Genomic DNA, 21,289 nt, shown 5'->3' with positions numbered 1-21,289 from the left:
AAGGAAAGCTGGAGCTTTCCTTTTTTGAGTCTTGTTGAAAAGTTCTCTTGTTGAGAGATTCCCATGAATCATAGTCTTCACGTCGCCGTAGCAGTAATCCAGATCCAAGATCGAATACTGATCGCCAAGCGTCCGCAACACCTACACAAAGGTGGCTATTGGGAGTTTCCCGGCGGTAAAGTCGAAAATGGTGAGCCAGTTCAGACAGCTTTGGTTCGGGAATGCCAAGAAGAGTTGGCCATCACCCCCTTGCGTTTTACCCCATTAAAGACCATTCGGCATGATTACCCTGAAAAGTCGGTGTTACTTGATGTCTGGCGGGTTAATGATTATTTAGGGGTACCCAAAGGCCTAGAAGGCCAGCCACTATTTTGGTGTCCACTAGATAAGCTGACTGAATACCAATTTCCAGAAGCTAACCTGTCCATCTTAGAACTGCTTAGTCATTCTAGAGCGGTTTAGTGATCAATCCGAAGTCTCTTTAGCCAGCTGTGTGACGGTTTCCGGATCCAGTGTTTGTCCGGCTATTTTGTGCAACTCGCTAGCCCATTCGCCCAAATCAATTAGTTTACAACGCTTACTACAAAAAGGTTTATCTTGGTTGGATTCGAGCCACGCCACTGACTTTTGGCAAGTCGGGCAAGCTACGATTAGATCTTTTTTAGCCATGGGAAAATTTATTTCTCTTTTGTGGTGCTCTTTGAGCTGTTTTATTACTGTTTAGCTTGATGTGTAGAGATAATGCCACTAGCAAATGGCAATTTCAAATTGGCGCTGCTGATCGCAAGCGACTATATCAGCTTCGTGTTCGCTTTTATTGGGAATTAAAAACCGAATATTGAAGCAGTGTTTGGAGCCACTTACCTCGGGAAAGCAAGGCTCGCTACTATCGAGTTTTATTCGAACCATTTGCGGATTACTGCTTTTATCAAAATTATGTTGGTAGCGACCAGCATAAGCAGTTCTCAGTGCGAAAGGTGCGTTTTCACGAAACAATCGCAATAAAATTTTTAGGCATTGATGCAAGCCTGAGAAGTGCGAAAACCATTGTTCAAATCGCAGCAATCGCTGAGCAAAAGGTTGGTGTAAAAACTGATGCAGCTCTGGTAAGCCAAAACTGCAAGACCCACCCGGGATACGCATACGATTATTAATCAGTTCGATAAAGCGTTCCTTTCTTAGCTTTGAACCAAATTTACCCGGATAATGGCTGATCCATTGAAAAATCTTTTGTAACTGGGTTAAAAAAGTTTTTAATTTGAGTTCGTCAATATAAGGGCTTTCGGCTAGCTGTTGAAAATGGAGTTTTTGTTGCTCTAACTCTTTCAGTAAGTCGCCTTTAATATCGCCACGGTCTAGGCAGTCGAGGATCTCTAATAGGTTATGCAGAGCGCCAACGTGGCTAATTTTGGAGTCGCGGTTTTGTAGCTTAAGCTGCGCATCGAGCAAATTCTCAAGTCGTAAATAGGTTCGCACCTGCTCATTAAGAGGGAACTCGTAGAGGATGATTTGGCTATCCTTATTATTAACGACGGTGTTAGCGACGGTGCTTTGTGAGTCAGGGCTGGCTGCTGTTGGCATAAGTTCCTTACTAGCTGCTGCGCAAAGTTTTAATCTAGCAGAGAGTTATTCTGCTAGCATTACATAGTGCTTATGCAGTTTTATAACCTGATGCTCTAAGTATTGCAAATCTTTGCTGTTATCAATGACATCGTCGGCGATAGAAAGCCTTTGCTCGCGGCTTGCTTGTGAGGCAAGTATCGCTTTTGCTTGCGTTTGGTTTGTTTGGTCGCGAGCCATCAAACGCTGTAATTGGACTTCAGCAGGGCAGTCAATTACCAATATTCGGTCGAAAGTTTTGGCTTGGTCAGTTTCAAATGCTGTTTCAAATAACAAGGGAATAACGCTAATGGAATAAGCCGATTGCGCTTGTTGTCTTTGTTGCACCATTTCTTGTCGAATAAGTGGGTGTAGTAGCTGATTGAGCCATTGGCGCTCGGTTTCATCTTCAAACACAATAGAGCGCAGCAACTTTCGATTTAATGAGCCGTCCTTGTTTATCACTTGTGAGCCAAAATAGTCTTTAATCTGTGCTAAACCATAGCTGCCCTTAGACACCACTTGGCGAGCCACCAAGTCTGCATCAATAACGGTTACTCCAAGCCGAGCAAAAGCATCGGATACGGCTGTTTTACCTGAAGCGATCCCGCCGGTTAAGGCAACTGCAAAGCTCATGGTGTTAGTAGCTCATAGGTAGATAGTTCAGATAAAGGGTTACAGCTTAAAAAATTGCAGGTAGCTTTCGGTTAAGGGCTGACCCCAAATTAGCGTGATCCAGCCTGCGATAGCGAGGAAAGGACCGAATGGGATCTTATGATCACGACCTTTTTTACTGATTAACATCCCTAAAATGCCCAAAACAGCGCCAGTGACAGTAGAGAGGATTATCACTAAAGGTAGCATTTTAAAGCCAACAAAAGCGCCAATCGCTGCTAATAGCTTGAAATCGCCGTGTCCCATACCTTCCTTGCCGGTCAGCAGTTTAAAAAGCCAGTAAATTGACCATAGGCTTAAATAGCCCGCTAGAGCGCCGATAACCGCGGCTGGTAAGTCTGGAGCGAAAGACGGCTGAATCTTGCTCGGCGAAACCCAAATTGCAGCAAATAGGCCAAACCAAATCAGTGGCAGCGTCAGTTGATCGGGTAGAATTTTATGATCGTAATCAATAAAAGAGCCGATGATTAGGTAGCTGGTGAAAAGCAAAGCAAAAGCTAACGACCAAGAAAAACCGAAATAATAAGCGCATAAGGCGGAAGTGGTGGCGGTTAATAGCTCCACCAGCGGATAGCGGGCAGAAATTTTGCTTTGGCAGTTTTTACACTTGCCTCTAAGTAGCAGCCAGCTAATCACAGGAATATTTTCTAATGCACCAATTTGATGTTGGCATTTGGGGCATTTGGAGCGAGGTGAGACTAGGTTATACTTTTCCGGCAGCGTGTCGGTAGGACAGGAAACCGAGCATTTCGCTTCGGTTAATATTTCGGTGGCGGTAGCGCGCCATTCGCGATTGAGCATAATCGGCAGTCGGTGGATAACCACATTAAAAAAACTGCCGAATAAAAGCCCCACTATAAAAACCAAACCTACCAAAAAGGGTAGGTTTGAAGATAAAAGTTCTGTCATATTGTTATCTGTTTCGAGAATTTTTTAGAAAGCATTACCCATCTGGAAGATCGGCAAGTACATAGCGACCACTAGGCCACCGACGACTACGCCAAGGAAAACAATAACAAATGGCTCGATCAGTGAGCTAATGCCATCGACCGCATCGTCCACTTCCCCTTCATAAATATCGGCAACTTTAGCCAGCATGGCATCAACCGCGCCTGACTCTTCACCAATCGCCACCATTTGGTTGACCATATTGGGGAAAACGCCGGTAGATTGCATCGCCATATTGATTTGCATACCGGTTGTTACATCATCACGAATTTTTAAAATCGCATTTTTATGCACCGTATTACCCGATGCGCCTGCGGCTGAATTAAGTGCATCGACTAAAGGCACACCTGCAGCAAAGGTGGTGGATAGGGTTCGAGCAAAACGAGCCACCGCAGCTTTATTAATTAAAGGGCCAAAAATCGGGAATTTCAGTAAAAATCTATCTTTTAAGGCTCTAAATTTTGGCGATCTTTGATTTAATTGTGAAAAAGCTATAACCGTAGCGATGATAACGCCGAGGTAAATATACCAGTACTTTTGTACATTTTCGGATAGATTAACCACCATTTGAGTAAAAGCTGGTAGATCAGAGCCTGCGCCTTGGAATAAATTAGCAAACATAGGAACGACGTAAATTAAGAGAATTGCCGTTACTGCAATGGCTACCACCACTACTGCAGTTGGATACATCATGGCTTTTTTAATTTTGGATTTTAATGCTTCGGTTTTTTCCTTATAAGTAGCGATTCTATCAAGCATCTGTTCTAGAGTACCGGACTGTTCGCCAGCATGAATTAAGTCACAAACTAGATCATCAAAGTATTTTGTGTGCTTACGCAGCGCATCTGCAATGGGGCTACCTGATTCGATATCCGCTTTAATGCTCATCAATAACTCTTGCATGGAAGCGTTTTCATGGCCTTTACCAACAATATCTAAAGCTTGTACTAAAGGCACACCTGCCTTAATCATAGTAGCCATCTGACGTAAGAAAACCGCAATATCTCCGGGCTTAATAGCTTTTTTCCCCGAGCCAAAAGAAAAGAGTTCCGCTTGAACCTTTTGCGGGGTAATACCTTGTTTTCTTAATTGAGTTTTAACGTAGGCAGCGTCCTCGGCCTGCATCTTGCCTTTAATTTTTTGGCCTTGTTTATTAACCCCAGTATATTGGAAGGTTTTAGATCTAACCTTTTTAGTTTTTACATTTCTTTTTCTGACTGCTGTTGCCATAACGTTGTTCCTAATAATTAATTGTTACTATTCCTGAGTTACGCGGTTAATTTCTTCTAAGCTGGTTAAGCCCATTTTTATCTTATTTAAACCCGCTCGTCTTAGATCAGGAACTCCCTCTTTTTCCGCCTGATCGGAGATATCGATTGCATTACCGCCTTCCATAATAATACGTCCGGTGGCTTCTGACAAAGGCATCACTTGAAAAATACCAACTCGTCCTTTATAACCCATAGTACACTTATCACAACCGATTGGTTCATAAATGGTTAAATCTGCCAGCTCTTGCTGCTTAAATCCCTCTTTTAAAAGCGCTTCTTCAGGTAAATCGGTAATCTTTTTGCAGTGCTCACATAGTCTTCTTGCCAAGCGCTGAGCAACTACCAGATTAACGGTGGTGGCAATATTAAAAGGAGCCACTCCCATATTAACCAAACGAGTTAGCGTTTCCGGCGCCGAGTTGGTGTGCAAGGTAGATAATACCAAGTGACCGGTTTGTGAGGCCTTAATCGCAATTTCGGCAGTTTCCAAATCACGGATCTCACCGACCAGAACAATATCCGGATCTTGACGTAAAAAAGCACGTAGAGCCGAAGCAAAAGTTAAGCCCGCTTTTAAATTCACATTAACTTGGTTAACGCCTTGTAGATTAATCTCAACAGGATCTTCGGCGGTAGAAATGTTTTTATGCTCATCGTTAAGGATATTTACGCCCGTATAAAGAGTTACCGTTTTACCCGAACCAGTAGGGCCTGTAACTAATACCATACCTTGCGGCTTGGAAATGGCGTGCATAAAGTGTTCTTTTTGTTTTTCCTCAAAACCGAGCGCATCAACCCCTAGCATGGCGCTGGTCGGATCAAGAATACGCATCACGATTTTTTCGCCATATAAAGTAGGCAAGGTATTAACACGAAAATCAATCGCTTTGGTCTTAGAGATTTTTAGTTTTACCCGACCATCTTGCGGTACGCGGCGCTCCGAAATATCCAGCCCCGAAATGACCTTTAAGCGTGCTGATATACGACCCGATAATTGAATCGGCGGGCTGGCGACTTCGTGTAACATACCATCGATACGAAAGCGCACCCGATATTTTTTTTCATAAGGCTCAAAATGCAAATCCGACGCGCCTTTACGAATGGCGTCCACCAGCATTTTACTGACAAATTTAACCACCGGCGCATCGTCAGCATCGCTTGCCTGAGCATCATCTTCATCATCTTCAGCAATGGTATCCAGACTGATATTATCTAGATCGCCATCGTCCATATTGGCAAAAGATTCATTTTCTTTAGCTTCAATAATTTTCTCGATCATGGAATCGAGTTTATTGGCTTCGACTAGCACTGCTTCAATCGAAAGTCCCGTTTGAAAGCGCAACTCTTCTAGAGTTTTTAAGTTGGTCGCATCGGTAAGCCCAACAAACAATCGGGAGCCGCGTTTATAGAGCGGAATGGCTCGATGCTTACGCAGCATTTTTAGATCGACTAGGGTATCAGGAATGTCGGCAATGTTAATACTGGATAAATCAAAATAGGGATTACCAAAAGCAATCGACTGCAATTTAGCTACTTCATTGGCGTTAACCCAGTTAGCGGAAATCAGCCAGTCGAGAAGCTTTAATTCTTCTTGTCCGGCATTGGTTTTCGCTTCAATAACCTTTTCTTCGGTCAATAGCCCTTCACTCACCAATAGATGTGCCAGTCCTGACAAGTTTGCTTGCATGGATTCTCTATCCCCAAGAATTTAGTCGAATTTATTATTCTATATCCTTGAATAAAAAGCCAAAAAAGTCAATGAAATCCCTGCTTTTAAGGCCAAAAAAAAGCGAGCCTAAGCTCGCTTTTTTTTGGCTTTTTCTATTAGCGGCAATTCGCAGGACGGTACTTCTCAGGGAAGGTACCGCCAGTACAATCCCAGCTTACCCCATTGTCAGTTGCTGTCGGATCGAAGATTAATGTACCAACAGCGTCAGCAGAACCTAAAGCACCTAGTGTGTAAGTTAATACACCTGCAGCAACAGTCGTATCTGCAGTTAGGTAATTACTTTGAGCATTAGAAACATTGATACCCGCATCCGCAGCAGCAGCAGGTAGAGCGCCTGTTGAAATATAATATTCAGATACTGAAGTTTTATCTTTACCAGCGATTACAAGAGCTTCTGAAACTTTAGAACGAATAGTAAAGTCTTGATAAGCAGGAATTGCGATTGCTGCCAAAATACCGATAATCGCGATAACGATCATCAATTCGATAAGGGTAAAACCCGCTTGTTTTTTAGTTTGCATGAGAATGTCTCCTAGTTAACATAAATAAAAATGTCGAATTTGCTTCTACGTTAGTGTCCTTACTATCCCCAAATCATCAATTGACTGTCGGTAGAAGGCTTGTGCTATCACAAGAAACAGTTAAAGATTCTTATGTCAGCAAATTCTGTAAATAATAGTAAGTGGGCTGGTTCAACCGCACAAGGCTGAAATGTAAAAAATCTTGATATATGCAAAAAAACCTATCAAAACAATGGTTTACTGAGGTTTTTGACGGTTTCTTTTACATAACTACAAGCTGTTAGCACGCTATATTTACGGCTATTTAAGCCACAAACTGACGTTTTTTGTCAGTTACTAGAGCGGTAAACCAATTTTTTGCTGTCAAAAGTTGGACGATAGTACCGATTACATAGTCAATCTAAGCGATAAATCCACGGCTCTGACGTGTTTGGTCAGAGCGCCAACCGAGATAAAATCAACTCCAGTTTGGGCGATTTGGTTCAAGCTTTCGATGGTCACATTACCGGAAGCTTCGATTTTAGCGGTATGTTTATGGGTTTGGTTAATGGAAACGCCAGTTTTCATATCCTCAATCGAGAAATTATCCAGCATTATCACGTCAGCGCCGGCATCGAGCGCCTGATCGAGTTGGGAAAAGTTTTCCACTTCGACTTCCACTAAAATATTAGGGTGGTTTGCACGCGCTTTTTTTACCGCCCCTTCGATAGAGCCGTGCGAGGCGATATGGTTTTCTTTAATTAAAAAGGCATCAAAAAGCCCTATCCGATGATTACGACCTCCGCCGCAAGTGACTGCATATTTTTGAGCCAAGCGCAGCATCGGAATGGTTTTGCGCGTATCGAGCAGCTGGCAATCGGTTCCTTTTAGTTCCGCCACATAACGCGCGGTGGTAGTGGCCGTTCCTGACAGGGTTTGCAAGAAATTCATGGCGCTTCTTTCTGCCGTTAGGATGTTACGCGCGTTGCCTTTTAGGCGGCAAATGACGTCGTTGGCATTAACCTTATCGCCATCGTCACACAGCCATTCGATTTCAATAGTCGGATCGAGTTTATCGAATACCGCTTGGAACCAAGCTCTTCCCGCAATCACCGCATCTTCACGAGTAATCAAACGGCCTTCGGCAATTTTATCTGCTTCAATTAACTCTGCAGTAACGTCAATACCTCGATTATCGTAATTAAAAGCGCCTAGATCTTCGGCCAGCGCGATTTCAATGGCGCGGTCAATTTCTTTTTGTAGCGCTGCTTTATAAGGGACTTCGAACATGGTGGTTTAACTGGGTTTATGATATTGGGGTGATTATATACATTGGCTTTGGAGATGTCATAATTTATCGGCTTGATGTAGGTCATTGCGAGCCGCAAAGCAGCGGTACCTAAAGGTATTCCCTTCAGTCTCAATATCCAAAGGCTTGTATGGTATTTATTTAAAGGTTACATATTGCTGATATGAGATTACCGCGTCGCTAGAGCTCCTCGTAATGACCTAAAAAAGTTTCTCGTAATGAGGATAATGACGAATTACAATGCTTTTTAGGATAATCTAGGCCATAACTATGCCAACCATTGATCTTAAAAAGGGCTTACTAACTCAAGCTGAACAGCTATTTTCGCCGCATTTCGATGAGCGCGAGGATGCCACCGACATCAGCTTATTGGTGATCCATAATATCAGTTTGCCGCCGAATCAATTTGGTGGTCAACATATTAAGAATTTCTTCCAAGGCCATTTAGATTCAGGCTTACATCCCTATTTTAGGCTGATAGAAGGGGTTAGGGTCTCGAGTCATTTATTGATCCAGCGCGATGGTTTGGTGATTCAGTTTGTGCCTTTTCATAAGCGGGCTTGGCACGCGGGCGTTTCCAGTTTCGAGGGGCGCGAAAAGTGCAACGATTTTTCGATAGGCATTGAGCTTGAAGGAGGGGATGAGATTCCTTTTACCTCGGCCCAGTACCAACAATTGACACAGGTGACCCGCGCTTTGCTGCAAGCCTATCCGCAAATTAATCAGCAGCGAATTGTTGGCCATTCGGATATAGCCCCTGAGCGAAAAACCGATCCAGGCCGCCATTTCGATTGGCAAAGGTATTTTGCTGGTTTGGGTTAAATTGTTACATTTTCGACTTATCAGAGGGCGAATTGACATAGTCGTTTTGCTATCATGAAAACTATAACCGCAACGTAAGCTACTCATTAGGGGACACCATGGCGTTACTGGCTTTACTTATCGCTTTAGTTATTGAGCATTATTACCACAAGGATACGGGTGATGCGCGGGCAAAAGTCAGCCATCGCAATTGGTTCAGCCGCTACCAAGCAAAGATGTTGGAATGGTTTGGCGATCAGTCTTGGAACAAGGGCTGGGTTAGCCAAGCGCTGTTGTTAGTTGCCCCCGCTTTTATCATTTACTGGATTTTCGCATGGTATGAGCATGATGGTTGGTTTCATGGCGGCTTTCTAACTTCGGCTTTGATGTTGGTGCTGGCCGTGGCCATTTTAGTGGTCTGCCTAGGGCCGGAGTCACCGCGTAAAAGCCTACGCGCTTATTACAAAGCGCGAGCGGATCATCAAGATCAAACTGCTTTCGAAGCGGCGCGGGAATTTACCGGCGCGGCAACCGCCGACTCGATAGAGGAGCTCGATCTGCAAGTATCGCGCACTATTTTTAAGAAGGCGCAAACCCGCTATTTTGCGGTGGTGTTGTGGTTTATGCTGCTAGGACCTGCTGGTGCTTTATTGTATCGTTTGACCAATTGGTATCTGGATAACCAAGTTGCCAGTGGCGAAGACACTGACAGCGGAGAACCTGCAGCTACAGAGCCGAGTAATGAACAGGGCTTCGCCTATAAGCTGAACTTAATTTTGGAGTGGATCCCTGCCAGAATTAGCGCGCTGGCTTATCTATTGGCGGGCGATATGAGTGCCGGAGTTAAGAAAATTAAATCTGACTTTTTTGACTTTGATAAGGATGGACTAAGCTTTGTACAAGAGGCTGGCGAAGCCAGTTTAGGTTTTTATGAAGCGGATGATAAGCGTGGCCCTTCTCGTTGGGCGCTGAAATTGATGGAACGAGCGGCCGTCATAATTTTCGCCTTAGTGGCTCTAATGTCGCTCTTGGGTTTAGGATTCTACTAATTAATTAACACAAGTTAATTAATTTCGGAAAAGCCAAAGGCTAGCTATGACTGGTCTTAGTTGTTGTTAAATGGCGCACGGATCGCGCTGTCAGACTATCTTTTTTCAGTAAAAAAGACTAATATTGCCTTTATTCAGAATTTTGCATTTAATTAACTCAAGTTAAATACTTTAAGAGGGTGGTTTATTAATCCTCTTAATTATCAAATACTTAACTGTTAATTTTTTGCTATTCTTGTCATTTTTATGCTGTTCTTTCGGTTACAAGCTGAGGTTTTAGTAAAACCTGCTACAGGCAAACTAAAAGGCAAACTAACAAAAGGCTAAAAGATATGTCAGAAAATCAATCGTCGGGGTCGCAAGCGATGGATCCTTTAAAGAACGATATTGATCCTATCGAAACTCAAGAGTGGATCGACGCACTCGATGCGGTGATCAATGCCGAAGGGGCGGAAAGGGCTCATTACCTCTTGGAAAAGTTGGTTGCTAAAGCACGCGGAGCGGGCGCTCACTTACCGTTTGATTTAACTACTGCCTACCTTAATACGATCCCACCATCGCAAGAAGCGCATATGCCTGGCGATCAGGAAATGGAACGTCGACTAAGAGCTATTATTCGTTGGAATGCCATTGCGGTGGTGCTGCAAGCCTCGAAAAAAGACTTGGAACTGGGTGGTCACTTATCCAGCTTTGCTTCCAGTGCGACCTTGTATGATGTGGGCTATAACCACTTTTTCCACGCCGATGACGGCAAACACGGCGGTGACTTAATTTATTACCAAGGTCACTGTGCACCGGGTATTTATGCGCGCGCCTTTTTAGAAGGTCGAATGGAAGAAGAGCAACTTGCTAATTTCCGCCAAGAAGTGGATGGCAAGGGGGTATCGTCTTATCCGCATCCTTGGTTGATGCCCGATTTTTGGCAGTTCCCCACGGTTTCTATGGGCTTGGGGCCAATTCAGGCAATTTATCAGGCGCGCTTCTTAAAATATTTGGAAAATCGTGGTTTAGCCGATACCAAAGGGCGAAAAGTCTGGGCCTTCTTAGGCGATGGCGAGATGGACGAGCCAGAATCCAAAGGCGCTATCAGTCTTGCGGGTCGCGAAGGGTTAGATAATTTAATTTTTGTGGTTAACTGTAACTTGCAGCGTCTTGATGGGCCGGTTCGGGGTAATGGCAAAATTATTCAAGAGCTCGAAGGCGAATTCCGTGGTGCCGGTTGGAATGTGTTAAAAGTTATTTGGGGACGTTATTGGGATCCGCTGATTGCGCGCGATACCGAAGGTCGCTTGTTAAAAGTGATGGAAGAAACCGTGGATGGCGAATATCAAAACTGCAAAGCCAAAGGTGGCGCTTATACGCGCGAGCATTTCTTTGGTAAGGATCCCAAGCTACTCGAGATGGTTGCCAATATGTCGGATAAAGACATTTGGCGCTTAAATCGTGGCGGCCACGATCCGCATAAAGTGTACGCGGCCTATCATGAAGCGGTGAATACCAAAGGGATGCCAACCATTATTTTAGCCAAGACGGTTAAAGGCTATGGCATGGGCGACTCGGGCGAAGGGAAAAACATTTCCCATCAGGTTAAGAAGATGAATCTGGACGCGCTTAAGCACTTCCGCGATCGTTTTAATGTGCCTATTCCTGATGATAAGTTAGAAGAGGTTCCATTTTATCATCCTGGTAATGACAGCCCTGAAATCAAGTATATGCACGAGCGTCGGGCTAAGCTTGGGGGCTATTTGCCGGCGCGTCGTAAAGAATCAGCGTCGTTAGATATTCCTGAGCTGGACAAGTTTTCGGCTTTGCTTAAATCGACAGGCGAGCGTCAAATTTCAACCACTATGGCTTTTGTCCGCGCCTTAAACGTTTTATTAAAGGATAAAACCCTGAAAGAGCGCATTGTGCCGATTGTGCCTGATGAGGCGCGAACCTTTGGGATGGAAGGTTTATTCCGTCAGATTGGTATTTATTCGTCGGTAGGGCAGCTTTATGAGCCAGTGGATTCGGATCAGATCATGTATTATCGCGAAGATAAGTCGGGTCAGATCTTAGAAGAAGGAATTAACGAAGCGGGCGCTATGTCCTCTTGGATGGCGGCGGCGACCAGCTACTCTAGTAATGATTTGCCGATGATCCCGTTTTATATTTTCTATTCCATGTTCGGCTTCCAGCGGATTGGTGATTTAGCTTGGGCGGCGGGCGATATGCAGGCGCGCGGCTTCTTAATCGGCGCAACTTCCGGCCGTACCACCTTAAATGGCGAAGGTTTGCAGCATCAAGACGGCCACAGTCACATGATTTCCAGCACCATTCCGAACTGCATTAGTTACGACCCGACCTATGCTTATGAGGTGGCGGTGATCATGCGTGAAGGTATGCGCCGGATGTACAAAGATCAGGAAAATGTTTTTTATTACATCACAACCCTGAACGAAAACTACAACCATCCGGATATGCCAGAAGGTGCTGAAGAAGGCATTATTAAGGGTATGTACCAACTGACTAAAGGTAAAAAAGCCAAGAAAAAAGGCTTGAAAGTGCAATTGTTATCGTGCGGTGCAATTTTACCGGAAGTGGAAAAGGCCGCAGAACTATTGCACAAAGACTTTGGCGTCAGCGCCGATATTTGGTCGGTGACCAGCTTTACTGAGTTGGCGCGGGAAGGTCAGGCGGTGGAACGTGAGAATATGCTGCATCCTGAAAAGAAAGCGAAGTTAACTTTTGTTGAAAAATCCTTAGCTAAGCAAGAAGGGCCCGTGATAGCGGCAACCGATTATATGAAAGCCTATGCTGAACAAATTCGTAATTTTGTGAAAGCGGACTATCGGGTTTTAGGCACTGATGGTTTTGGTCGTTCGGATAGCCGTGAAAACCTTCGTCGTTTCTTTGAAGTGGATCGTTACTATGTAGCGGTAGCTGCACTTAAAGCGCTGGCGGATCAGGGGGTGATTGATGTTAAAGAAGTCACCAAAGCCATTAAGCGTTATCAGATCGATGCTGACAAAGCCGATCCAATGACCCTATAACCCAAATCGAGAATTAAGGAGAATTAGTTTGGCCGATTCAAATAAAGAGCTTACTAAAGTCAATGTTCCCGATATTGGTGATGCCGATGGGGTTGAGATTATTGAATTATTGGTGGCGGTTGGCGATACGGTGGAGCTAGAAGACGGCTTGATCGTGCTCGAAACCGACAAAGCGACTATGGAAGTGCCCTCTAGTGCTGCCGGTGAGATCAAATCTATTGCGGTAAATGTGGGGGATAAGGTTTCTGAAGGTGACTTGATTGTTGAAATCGAAGTTGCTGGTGATGCGACGGAAGCTACCTCTTCGGACTCTGATTCAGAATCTGCAGATGAAGAAACCGCTAGCGAACCGCAACAGCAAGCCACCGCAGAGCAGGAAACTGTTAATGAGTCTGAACCTGAAAGTGCATCAGCAGCCGTGAGCCAACCAATCATCATTCCTGATTTAGGCGATGCCGAAGGAGTGGATGTCATCGAAATATCGGTTTCGGTTGGCGATTCGATTGAAAAAGACGACAGCTTGATTGTGTTGGAAACTGACAAAGCGACTATGGAAGTGCCCGCTGAAAGCGCCGGTACTATTGAGTCGTTAAGCGTGAAAGTTGGCGATAAGGTTAGCCAAGGCGATCAAATTGGTACTATCTTAGCTAAAACTGCAGTGGCTTCTGCAGAACCCAAAGCTGCAGAGGAAAAGCCCAAATCGGAGCCTGCGCAAGTCGAATCATCAGCACCAACTAAATCGCAAGCTGCGCCTGCCAAAGCGCCAGTCGCGGATTATCCGGTACAAAGCTCCAATAAAGATGGCATTATTCATGCTAGCCCTGCGGTGCGTCGTTTGGCTCGTGAATTTGGCGCCGATTTATCGAAAGTCAAAGGTACAGGCCCAAAAAATCGAATTTTAAAAGAAGACGTACAAGCCTTTATCAAGTTTGAATTGTCGCGTCCGAAAGCGACCGCTGGTTCGGCGCAGGCTGCGCCCGATCTACCGGAAATCGACTTCTCCAAATTTGGTGAGATTGAAACTACCTCTTTAACCCGTATTCAGAAAATTTCCAGCGTGACCTTGCAGCGCAATTGGAATCTGATCCCGCACGTTACGCAACACGAAGATGCGGATATCACCGAAATGGACGCTTTCCGTAAGTCCATGAAAGAAGAAGCTTTAAAACAAGGGGTTCGGTTAACACCGCTAGCTTTTATTATGAAAGCTTTGGTTGCCAGTTTGAAGGAGTTTCCTACATTTAATAGCTCTTTGGCTGCTGATGGCGAAACTTTGGTCTTGAAAAAATACTTCAATATTGGTGTCGCCGTGGATACGCCAGACGGTTTAGTGGTGCCGGTTATTCGTGATGTGGATAAGAAGTCGGTTTACGAGTTAGCCACCGAGCTTGGCGAAATGTCGGCAAAAGCACGGGATAAAAAACTAACCGCCAAAGATATGCAAGGTAGTTCCATGACCATTTCCAGCTTGGGCGGTATTGGCGGCACTGTCTTTACGCCGATTGTCAATTGGCCGGATGTGGCGATTTTAGGGTTATCGCGCAATAAAGTGCAGCCAGTTTGGGATGGTAAAGCATTCCAGCCGCGCATGATGCTGCCAATGTCCTTGTCTTATGATCATCGAGTGATTGATGGTGCAGTAGCAGCAAGGTTTATTGTTCATCTAAGCAAAATGCTAGAAGATATTCGTCGGATAATTCTTTAAGCGGCTAAATTGCGGAGCTTCTTTGTTAAAAGGAAAAATTGTCATTTACTGGAGTAAAATCCGCTGCCAATTTTTCCTTTTGCCTCGAATTTCAGCAATTTCTCTCGCTTAAAGCCGTGCAATAAAGGTCAAATAATAGGCAGTAATTGGGGTAAATCGCTTTGTTTTTCGCCCAATTCAGGTAAAATACGCCACTTCAAAATTGAGGTGGCTTAATCGTGAATCAGTTAAGTCATTTAAAGAAAGAATTTTCAGAGGAAACTCATGAGTAATATCAAAACTCAAGTTGTTGTTTTAGGTAGTGGCCCTGGCGGCTATTCAGCGGCATTTCGTGCAGCCGATCTAGGCATGGACGTGGTCATGGTCGAAAAATATGCAGCGCTTGGCGGCGTTTGCTTGAACGTTGGCTGTATCCCGTCAAAAGCCTTGTTACACACGGCTAAAGTGATCGATGAAGCAGCAGAAACTGCAAAGCACGGGGTAAGTTTTGGCAAGCCTAAAATTGATATTGACAAAGTTCGCGAGTACAAAGAAGGTGTAGTTGGCCGCTTGTCGCAAGGCGTCGCGGGCATGGCGAAAATGCGCAAAGTGAAAACCGTACAAGGTTACGGTAAATTCACCGGTTCTCACACTCTAGAAGTTGAGCACGAAGGCAAAACCCAAACTATCGAGTTTGAACACGCCATTATCGCGGCGGGCTCGCGCGTAGTGAATCTACCATTCTTGCCAGAAGATGATCGTATCGTTGATTCAACGGGTGCCTTAGAGTTGCGCCAAGTGCCTAAGCATATGTTGGTATTGGGAGGCGGTATTATCGGCCTTGAAATGGCGACCGTTTATCGTGCGTTAGGAGCGAAAATCTCTATCGTTGAGATGGCGGATCAATTAGTGCCAGCGGCTGATAAAGACGTGGTTAAGGTACTACAAAAATTCGTTGCTAAGAAATACGAAGACATTATGCTCGAAACCAGCGTAACTGCGGTTGAAGCGAAAAAAGACGGTTTGTATGTGACTTTTGAAGGCAAAAATGCACCTGAGAAGCCAGTTAAGTACGACATGATCTTGTCTGCGGTTGGTCGCCGTCCAAATGGTGATTTAATAGACGCGGAAAAAGCAAGCGTTACCGTTTCTGAGCGTGGCTTTATCGAAACTGATAAGCAAATGCGTACTAATGTGCCGCATATTTTCGCTATTGGCGACATCGTTGGTCAACCAATGTTGGCGCACAAAGCAACTGCCGAAGCGCACGTTGCTGCCGAAGTAATCGCAGGCCAAAAACACTTCTTCGATCCATTAACCATTCCATCAGTGGCCTACACCGATCCGGAAATCGCGTGGGTCGGTTACACCGAAAAAGAAGCCAAAGCCGAAGGCTTGGACTATGGCGTGGGTAACTTCCCGTGGGCAGCTTCCGGTCGCGCGATTGGAGTTGACCGCTCAGAAGGTTTTACTAAATTATTGTTCGACAAGAAAACCAATCGTGTGATTGGTGGCGGCATTGTAGGCGTTAATGCTGGCGAATTGATTGCCGAAGTTGGGCTAGCGATTGAAATGGGCTGTGATGCGGAAGATATCGGTTTGACTATTCATGCTCACCCAACACTGTCTGAGTCGATCAGTTTCGCTGCAGAAGTTTATGAGGGGGTTTGTACAGACCTTCCTCCTGCGCGCAAGAAAAAATAAAATAAGCTATCTTTTTTAGCGTTAGCGTTGTTGTTAGCGTGCATCAAGTGCTCATGTATTAATATACACTGCGCATTTCCGCGCGCTAACGCCTAGCTACTGCAAAAAAATCTAAGCTTATTGCAAGGCTCTAACCCAAACTGGATTTTTCTGTCATTCCCGCGAAAGCGGGAATCCACTTTAAACTATCATACAAGCATTGGAATAGATTCCCGCTTTCGCGGGAATGACGTATTGAGTAAGTAAATATTCATTTAGAATGTTGCTGACTGGAAATTAAAAAAGCCCCTAAAATTAAGGGCTTTTGTCTTTCTATAAGTTCAAGAAGTCCAGAACTGGTGAACCTCTTGAACCTCTTGAGCTTATTGGTGCTTTTTTAACGCAAAAGATTTATGTTGCGCTCTAAATAAAAATCCTAATTTATTAACCTTTAGAGGGCTTTCGAAAGAAGGCCTTTTTTTACGCTCAAAACTTCTTTATGCTGAACGAAACTTAATAAAAGGAAATAGCCATGCGCTTTGTATCAACAGCATTTATATTTTTAGTTATAATCTTTATCAATAGTTGCGCAACTTGGCGTAGCGATTATCAAGCACCGGATTTGAGCTTGGTTAATATCACTATGCTGGAATCGCAGGGTTTTGAGCAGCTATATGAAGTCAAATTGCGGATCCAGAATCCGAATGATTTGGAGTTTCCGATTAAAGGAATGTCCTATCGTTTGAACTTAATGGGCGCAAAATTTGCCACTGGCGTTAACGACGATAAAATCCTGCTAAAACCTTTTAGTGAAGAGGTTGTGACTTTTAAAGTGACCACCAATTGGCTACAAGCTGGCCGCGCATTGTTGAATTTATCTAAGCAAGAAAATCCGGTGGTGGATTATTCGATGAATGCCAAGATCCATACTGATAAGCTATTTTTAGGCACTATTCCAGTAGAGAAGGTAGGAAAATTAGAGTTAGAGAGTTTATTTAATCAGGAATCAAATTAACGCCAAATTGTTTGTTAAAAAGTTAGACTGTTGGGGTTCGAGAACTCACCCCAACCCACGCTTGCTAAAACTAGCCAGCTAAACTAACAGCAAAGCTAATAAAAGCAATTCCACTTACAAGGCTACGAACTCCATGTCTTGGGTTCCATTTTTTTAGTAGGCTTTCGATTTGCTCAGAGCTAAGGTCATTGTTTTCATCAAGCAACTGATCGTTAATAGGCTTGATAAAAAAAAGTGTAATTGGAATTACTGATATAAGAAATAAGGAACCAATTATCCAAAGTATATCGTTTGATTGGTACCAAGAGACTAACCCAAAAAGAAACCCTAATACCGCTAAAGCAATTTGCAGGGTCGAGGCTTTAGCATACATCGGTGGGAAAAATTGGCCTGCAAAATCACCACCTGCGTCCAGTGTTGCAGGGTGCTGCGCTAAATTAATATAAATGGATGCGCCAAAAAAAGTACCGCAACATAATAAAGCTACTATTTCAAACATTGAATTCTCTTTGGTTAAAGGTGACTGGTATTTGAAATTTATTCTAGCAGTTTAGATAATTTAAACAAATTCGTTGATTGTGCTCTTAATGGATCTATTTAAACGTTGGTTTTATGCGTTTTCGTCCAGCAAGGGCGGTAATGGCGGAACCAAAAACGACCATGGCGGCGCCAATCAGGCTAAGGGCATTGAGCGGCTCGGATGCTAGGTAATCAGGATAAACTAGCGCCAACAGTTTCATAAATAAAATCGTTAGCAAGGGCGTAATGGCGAGTACGGCACTAACCCTGCTGGCTTCCCAATGCGCCAATGCTTCGGCGAAAGCACCATAGGCGACTAGGGTGTTTAGGCAGCAAAAAATTAACAAAAACCAGCCGAGTCCATTGAGGCTAGTGATTTGGCTGGCTTCAGTCCAAGGTGCTAGCAAGGGGACACAAGCTAGGTAAATCACAAACATGATTTGGTTAGAAGAAAAGTCATTCAGCAGTTGTTTTTGTGCCAAAGCATAGGCTGCCCAAACTACTGCGGCTGCGAAAATCCACAATAGTCCGAGGCTGTAGCTGCCAAGCTCAGCAAAGATTTCGCCAAAGCGAAGATTAAAAAACAACATCAGGCCCAAGACGAAAGTGATAAAACCCAGCCATTGCCAGCGGTTAAATTGCTCTTTAAAAATAATCAGGCTGCCGATTAGCATCAGCATGGGCGCAGTTTGAATCATAACTTGGGCGGAACTTGGCGTGATCAGCTCAACGCCAAACAGATAAAACACATAGTTAGCACCAAGCCCTAAAATGGCGATCAGCATTAGTAGGCCGACAGAGCCTTTGAGTTTGCGCCAATTGGGCAGACGTTTGCGCGAGAATAGAAAAATAAAGACGATCAAGGCGGCGCTTAAAAAACGATACCAAGTCACGGTGACCGCGTCCATTTGCAGCAACAAGCCTTTTAAAGCAATTGGCAAGAGCCCCCACAATAAGGCTGTGATAAGCGATAGCGCCAATCCTAATTTCCAGCGACCTGAAACCGTGTGCATCTTCAATTTCTCGGGTAAAGACTAAGAGGCGATTATGCAGTAATTTATCAAGTGACACTAGCCATTTCTGGTATTGAATATGGGGCTGAGACTTGGTTTACGTCAGGGGTTAATCTCAGTTTGAATAAAAGCGCTCGAGCTTCTATTATGGGCGGATGATTTTTAAGAGACAAAAAGATGAAAAAACTAGCAATTGGTATGGTGATTGGAGTTTCAATCATGGCTGCTAACCTAACGGTCAATGAATTAACGGCCAATGAGTTAACGGTAGAGCGGATCTATTCGGATCCGTCACTCGATGGCCCTGCGCCGCGCTCGGTTAAGCTGTCGCCCGATGGCTCGCGGGTGACCTTCCTAAAAGGCAAAGAGGACGAGCAAGAGCGTTTGGATTTATGGGAGTATAATTTAAAAGATAGAAAATCGCGCATTTTGGTGGATTCGCGAGCTTTGTTGCCAGGGGAAGAAAACCTTTCTGACGAAGAAAAGGCGCGCCGTGAGCGGATGCGTTTATTTGCCAAAGGAATTATTAGCTACTATTGGGGCGACGATAGCAAAACCTTATTGTTTCCTCTAGGCGGCGATATTTTCGCCTATGATTTAACCAAGCCAGCTGACAAGGCTACTAAGCAGCTAACCAAGACCGAAACCTACGAAACGGATATTAAACTATCGCCCAATGGTGATTTTGTGTCTTTTATTCGTGAGCAAAACATTTATCTGGTTAATGTGAAAACGGGTAAAGAGCAGCAGCTGACCTTTGATGGCAAAGATACCATTAAAAACGGTATGGCAGAGTTTGTGGCACAGGAAGAAATGGGCCGCTTGACCGGCTATTGGTGGTCACCGGATTCTAAAAAAATTGCTTATTTGCAGGTGGACGAGTCACCGGTGAATATCGAAAAACGTTATGAGATTAACGCCGAGGACTTTACGGTTTTCGAGCAGCGTTATCCAAGTACTGGCACTAATAATGTGTTGATTAAGTTGGCGGTTTTGGATTTGGAATCTAACCAAATCACTTGGGTCGATACAGGCAAAGCGACCGATATTTATATTCCGCGAGTTAAGTGGTTGCAAGATTCGAAAAGACTTTCCTATCAATGGCAAAGCCGCGATCAAAAAACGCTGGAGCTGCGTTTCGCCAATATTGCTAGTGGCGAGTATCAAGTGGCATTGACGGAAAAGGCTGATACCTGGTTAAACTTAACTAAAGATTTACGCTTCTTAAAAAAGGCAGAGCAGTTTATTTGGACTTCTGAGCGCGATGGTTTTCGTCATATTTATTTGTATGATCTGAATGGCAAACTGATCCGCCAACTCACTAAAGGCGACTGGGTGGTGGATGAGGTTTACGGTATCGATGAAAAAGCGGGGCTGGTGTATTTCGATGCCAATAAAGACTCACCATTAGAGCAGCAGCTATACTCTGTGCCATTAGCGGGCGGTGAGATTAAACGGATAACCCAAGGCAATGGGGTGCATAATGTGAGTTTCGCCAAGTCGATGGATGTGTTTGTGGATTATTTTTCATCTGTGGAGCAGCCCTCGCAGGTCAGCTTACGCAAAGCCGATGGCGAGTTGATTACTTGGCTTGAACAAAATAAGTTAGATAAAACCCATCCCTATTTTGATTATTACCAAAAGGCTTCGAAACCTGAGTTTGGCACTATCAAGGCCGTTGATGGTCAAGAAATGCAGTATCGTTTGTATAAGCCAGTGCCGTTTGATATTAACAAAAAATATCCCGTGATTGTGGATGTTTATGGTGGGCCGCACGCGCAGCGGGTACGTAATCAGTGGGGCGCACGCAATACCTATTGGCATCATTTAATGGCGAGTAAAGGTTTTATTATTTTCTCGTTGGATAATCGTGGTTCCTGGAATCGGGGCAAGAAATTTGAAGATCCGATTTATCGTAAGCTTGGTGAGGTGGAAATCCAAGATCAGGTCAAGGGTGTCGAGTTCTTGAAAAGCTTGCTTTATGTGGATGCGGATAAAATTGGTATGTTTGGCTGGAGTTATGGTGGTTATATGACCATTATGGCGATGTTTAAAGAGCCAGAAATTTTCAAAGTGGGTGTTTCGGTAGCGCCGGTAACCGACTGGTATTTATACGATACGCATTATACCGAGCGTTATTTAGATCATCCTAAAAATAATAAAGAGGGTTATGAGGCTTCGAATGTATTTCCCTATTTGGACGGCTTACAAGGTGATTTAATGGTGATCCACGGTATGGCTGATGACAATGTGTTATTCACCAACAGCACAAAACTGTATAAAGCCCTACAGGATGCTAACAAGCCATTCGATCAAATGAATTACCCTGGTTCAAAACACTCGATTTGGGGTAAGAAAACTCGTACGCACGTTTTTAATACCATCAGCGATTACTTTGAAAAGCATTTAAAGTAAGGCGTAAGCAACTAAAAAAAGACAGCTTGAGCTGTCTTTTTTGTTTT

At 44.2% G+C, this 21,289-nt stretch carries 18 protein-coding genes; 8 read left to right on the top strand and 10 right to left on the bottom strand.

Features of this window, described 5'->3' with window-relative positions; translation table 11 throughout:
• The first annotated feature begins 63 nt into the window (after positions 1–63).
• On the top strand, positions 64–462 hold the full coding sequence (mutT, locus tag NFS34_RS01110; protein ID WP_251357997.1) for an 8-oxo-dGTP diphosphatase MutT: 399 nt from the start codon (positions 64–66) through the stop codon (positions 460–462).
• A gap of 3 nt (positions 463–465) precedes the next feature.
• Here mutT and yacG read toward each other — a convergent pair whose 3' ends face one another.
• The 8 genes from yacG to nadC all read right to left on the bottom strand — a co-directional run bounded on the left by yacG (position 466) and on the right by nadC (position 8,012).
• Positions 466–669, bottom strand: coding sequence for a DNA gyrase inhibitor YacG (yacG, locus tag NFS34_RS01105; protein ID WP_251357996.1), 204 nt, complete (start codon positions 667–669; stop codon positions 466–468).
• 78 nt (positions 670–747) lie between these two features.
• Positions 748–1,581 (bottom strand): cell division protein ZapD, encoded by an 834-nt coding sequence (zapD, locus tag NFS34_RS01100; protein ID WP_251357995.1) that lies wholly within the window; start codon positions 1,579–1,581, stop codon positions 748–750.
• A gap of 45 nt (positions 1,582–1,626) precedes the next feature.
• Positions 1,627–2,235, bottom strand: a complete 609-nt coding sequence (gene coaE / locus NFS34_RS01095) for a dephospho-CoA kinase (RefSeq protein ID WP_251357994.1) — start codon at positions 2,233–2,235, stop codon at positions 1,627–1,629.
• 39 nt (positions 2,236–2,274) lie between these two features.
• A complete protein-coding gene (locus NFS34_RS01090) occupies positions 2,275–3,183 on the bottom strand; it encodes an A24 family peptidase (protein ID WP_251357993.1) in 909 nt (302 codons plus the stop codon).
• Between the two features lie 24 nt (positions 3,184–3,207).
• A complete protein-coding gene (locus NFS34_RS01085; protein WP_251357992.1) occupies positions 3,208–4,452 on the bottom strand; it encodes a type II secretion system F family protein in 1,245 nt (414 codons plus the stop codon).
• 27 nt (positions 4,453–4,479) lie between these two features.
• Entirely contained in the window at positions 4,480–6,180 is a 1,701-nt protein-coding gene (gene pilB, locus NFS34_RS01080; protein WP_251357991.1) for a type IV-A pilus assembly ATPase PilB, read from the bottom strand.
• Positions 6,181–6,317: 137 nt separating this feature from the next.
• The gene (locus tag NFS34_RS01075) at positions 6,318–6,743 is read right to left on the bottom strand and encodes a pilin (RefSeq protein ID WP_285834434.1); all 426 of its coding nucleotides are present in this window, start codon (positions 6,741–6,743) and stop codon (positions 6,318–6,320) included.
• Positions 6,744–7,130: 387 nt separating this feature from the next.
• Positions 7,131–8,012, bottom strand: coding sequence for a carboxylating nicotinate-nucleotide diphosphorylase (gene nadC / locus NFS34_RS01065; RefSeq protein WP_251357990.1), 882 nt, complete (start codon positions 8,010–8,012; stop codon positions 7,131–7,133).
• A 289-nt stretch (positions 8,013–8,301) separates the two neighbouring features.
• Between nadC and ampD the strand changes: the two genes are divergently transcribed.
• The 6 genes from ampD (at position 8,302) to NFS34_RS01035 (ending at position 17,295) form a co-directional block, all read left to right on the top strand.
• Positions 8,302–8,853 carry a 1,6-anhydro-N-acetylmuramyl-L-alanine amidase AmpD gene (gene ampD, locus NFS34_RS01060; protein WP_251357989.1) on the top strand — a complete coding sequence of 184 codons (552 nt, stop codon included), beginning with the start codon at positions 8,302–8,304 and terminating at the stop codon, positions 8,851–8,853.
• Positions 8,854–8,951: 98 nt separating this feature from the next.
• Complete coding sequence (gene ampE, locus NFS34_RS01055; protein WP_251357988.1) at positions 8,952–9,881, top strand: regulatory signaling modulator protein AmpE; 930 nt, start codon at positions 8,952–8,954, stop codon at positions 9,879–9,881.
• A gap of 365 nt (positions 9,882–10,246) precedes the next feature.
• Positions 10,247–12,913, top strand: a complete 2,667-nt coding sequence (gene aceE / locus NFS34_RS01050; protein ID WP_251360262.1) for a pyruvate dehydrogenase (acetyl-transferring), homodimeric type — start codon at positions 10,247–10,249, stop codon at positions 12,911–12,913.
• Positions 12,914–12,941: 28 nt separating this feature from the next.
• Complete coding sequence (gene aceF / locus NFS34_RS01045; protein WP_251357987.1) at positions 12,942–14,618, top strand: dihydrolipoyllysine-residue acetyltransferase; 1,677 nt, start codon at positions 12,942–12,944, stop codon at positions 14,616–14,618.
• A gap of 264 nt (positions 14,619–14,882) precedes the next feature.
• A complete protein-coding gene (gene lpdA / locus NFS34_RS01040) occupies positions 14,883–16,301 on the top strand; it encodes a dihydrolipoyl dehydrogenase (protein WP_251357986.1) in 1,419 nt (472 codons plus the stop codon).
• Between the two features lie 511 nt (positions 16,302–16,812).
• The gene (locus tag NFS34_RS01035) at positions 16,813–17,295 is read left to right on the top strand and encodes an LEA type 2 family protein (protein ID WP_251357985.1); all 483 of its coding nucleotides are present in this window, start codon (positions 16,813–16,815) and stop codon (positions 17,293–17,295) included.
• A 70-nt stretch (positions 17,296–17,365) separates the two neighbouring features.
• Here the strand turns inward: NFS34_RS01035 and NFS34_RS01030 are convergent, their stop codons facing one another.
• The gene (locus NFS34_RS01030) at positions 17,366–17,794 is read right to left on the bottom strand and encodes a DUF1772 domain-containing protein (protein WP_251357984.1); all 429 of its coding nucleotides are present in this window, start codon (positions 17,792–17,794) and stop codon (positions 17,366–17,368) included.
• Positions 17,795–17,888: 94 nt separating this feature from the next.
• On the bottom strand, positions 17,889–18,827 hold the full coding sequence (locus tag NFS34_RS01025; protein WP_251357983.1) for a DMT family transporter: 939 nt from the start codon (positions 18,825–18,827) through the stop codon (positions 17,889–17,891).
• 177 nt (positions 18,828–19,004) lie between these two features.
• Between NFS34_RS01025 and NFS34_RS01020 the strand changes: the two genes are divergently transcribed.
• Complete coding sequence (locus NFS34_RS01020; RefSeq protein ID WP_251357982.1) at positions 19,005–21,242, top strand: S9 family peptidase; 2,238 nt, start codon at positions 19,005–19,007, stop codon at positions 21,240–21,242.
• Positions 21,243–21,289 lie beyond the last annotated feature (47 nt).

The organism is Kangiella sp. TOML190, from assembly GCF_023706045.1.
Taxonomy (GTDB): Bacteria; Pseudomonadota; Gammaproteobacteria; order Enterobacterales; family Kangiellaceae; genus Kangiella.
This window is presented reverse-complemented; position numbering and strand designations above follow the sequence as displayed.

Excerpts from the sequence above, each read along its gene's own strand:
- NFS34_RS01075 (WP_285834434.1), bottom strand. The coding sequence starts at position 6,743 with ATGCAAACTAAAAAACAAGCGGGTTTTACCCTTATCGAATTGATGATC.
- coaE (WP_251357994.1), bottom strand. The coding sequence starts at position 2,235 with ATGAGCTTTGCAGTTGCCTTAACCGGCGGGATCGCTTCAGGTAAAACA.
- ampE (WP_251357988.1), top strand. The coding sequence starts at position 8,952 with ATGGCGTTACTGGCTTTACTTATCGCTTTAGTTATTGAGCATTATTAC.
- NFS34_RS01030 (WP_251357984.1), bottom strand. The coding sequence starts at position 17,794 with ATGTTTGAAATAGTAGCTTTATTATGTTGCGGTACTTTTTTTGGCGCA.
- mutT (WP_251357997.1), top strand. The coding sequence starts at position 64 with ATGAATCATAGTCTTCACGTCGCCGTAGCAGTAATCCAGATCCAAGAT.
- NFS34_RS01035 (WP_251357985.1), top strand. The coding sequence starts at position 16,813 with ATGCGCTTTGTATCAACAGCATTTATATTTTTAGTTATAATCTTTATC.
- nadC (WP_251357990.1), bottom strand. The coding sequence starts at position 8,012 with ATGTTCGAAGTCCCTTATAAAGCAGCGCTACAAAAAGAAATTGACCGC.
- NFS34_RS01020 (WP_251357982.1), top strand. The coding sequence starts at position 19,005 with ATGAAAAAACTAGCAATTGGTATGGTGATTGGAGTTTCAATCATGGCT.
- pilB (WP_251357991.1), bottom strand. The coding sequence starts at position 6,180 with ATGCAAGCAAACTTGTCAGGACTGGCACATCTATTGGTGAGTGAAGGG.
- NFS34_RS01025 (WP_251357983.1), bottom strand. The coding sequence starts at position 18,827 with ATGCACACGGTTTCAGGTCGCTGGAAATTAGGATTGGCGCTATCGCTT.
- yacG (WP_251357996.1), bottom strand. The coding sequence starts at position 669 with ATGGCTAAAAAAGATCTAATCGTAGCTTGCCCGACTTGCCAAAAGTCA.
- aceE (WP_251360262.1), top strand. The coding sequence starts at position 10,247 with ATGGATCCTTTAAAGAACGATATTGATCCTATCGAAACTCAAGAGTGG.
- lpdA (WP_251357986.1), top strand. The coding sequence starts at position 14,883 with ATGAGTAATATCAAAACTCAAGTTGTTGTTTTAGGTAGTGGCCCTGGC.
- NFS34_RS01090 (WP_251357993.1), bottom strand. The coding sequence starts at position 3,183 with ATGACAGAACTTTTATCTTCAAACCTACCCTTTTTGGTAGGTTTGGTT.
- zapD (WP_251357995.1), bottom strand. The coding sequence starts at position 1,581 with ATGCCAACAGCAGCCAGCCCTGACTCACAAAGCACCGTCGCTAACACC.
- ampD (WP_251357989.1), top strand. The coding sequence starts at position 8,302 with ATGCCAACCATTGATCTTAAAAAGGGCTTACTAACTCAAGCTGAACAG.
- NFS34_RS01085 (WP_251357992.1), bottom strand. The coding sequence starts at position 4,452 with ATGGCAACAGCAGTCAGAAAAAGAAATGTAAAAACTAAAAAGGTTAGA.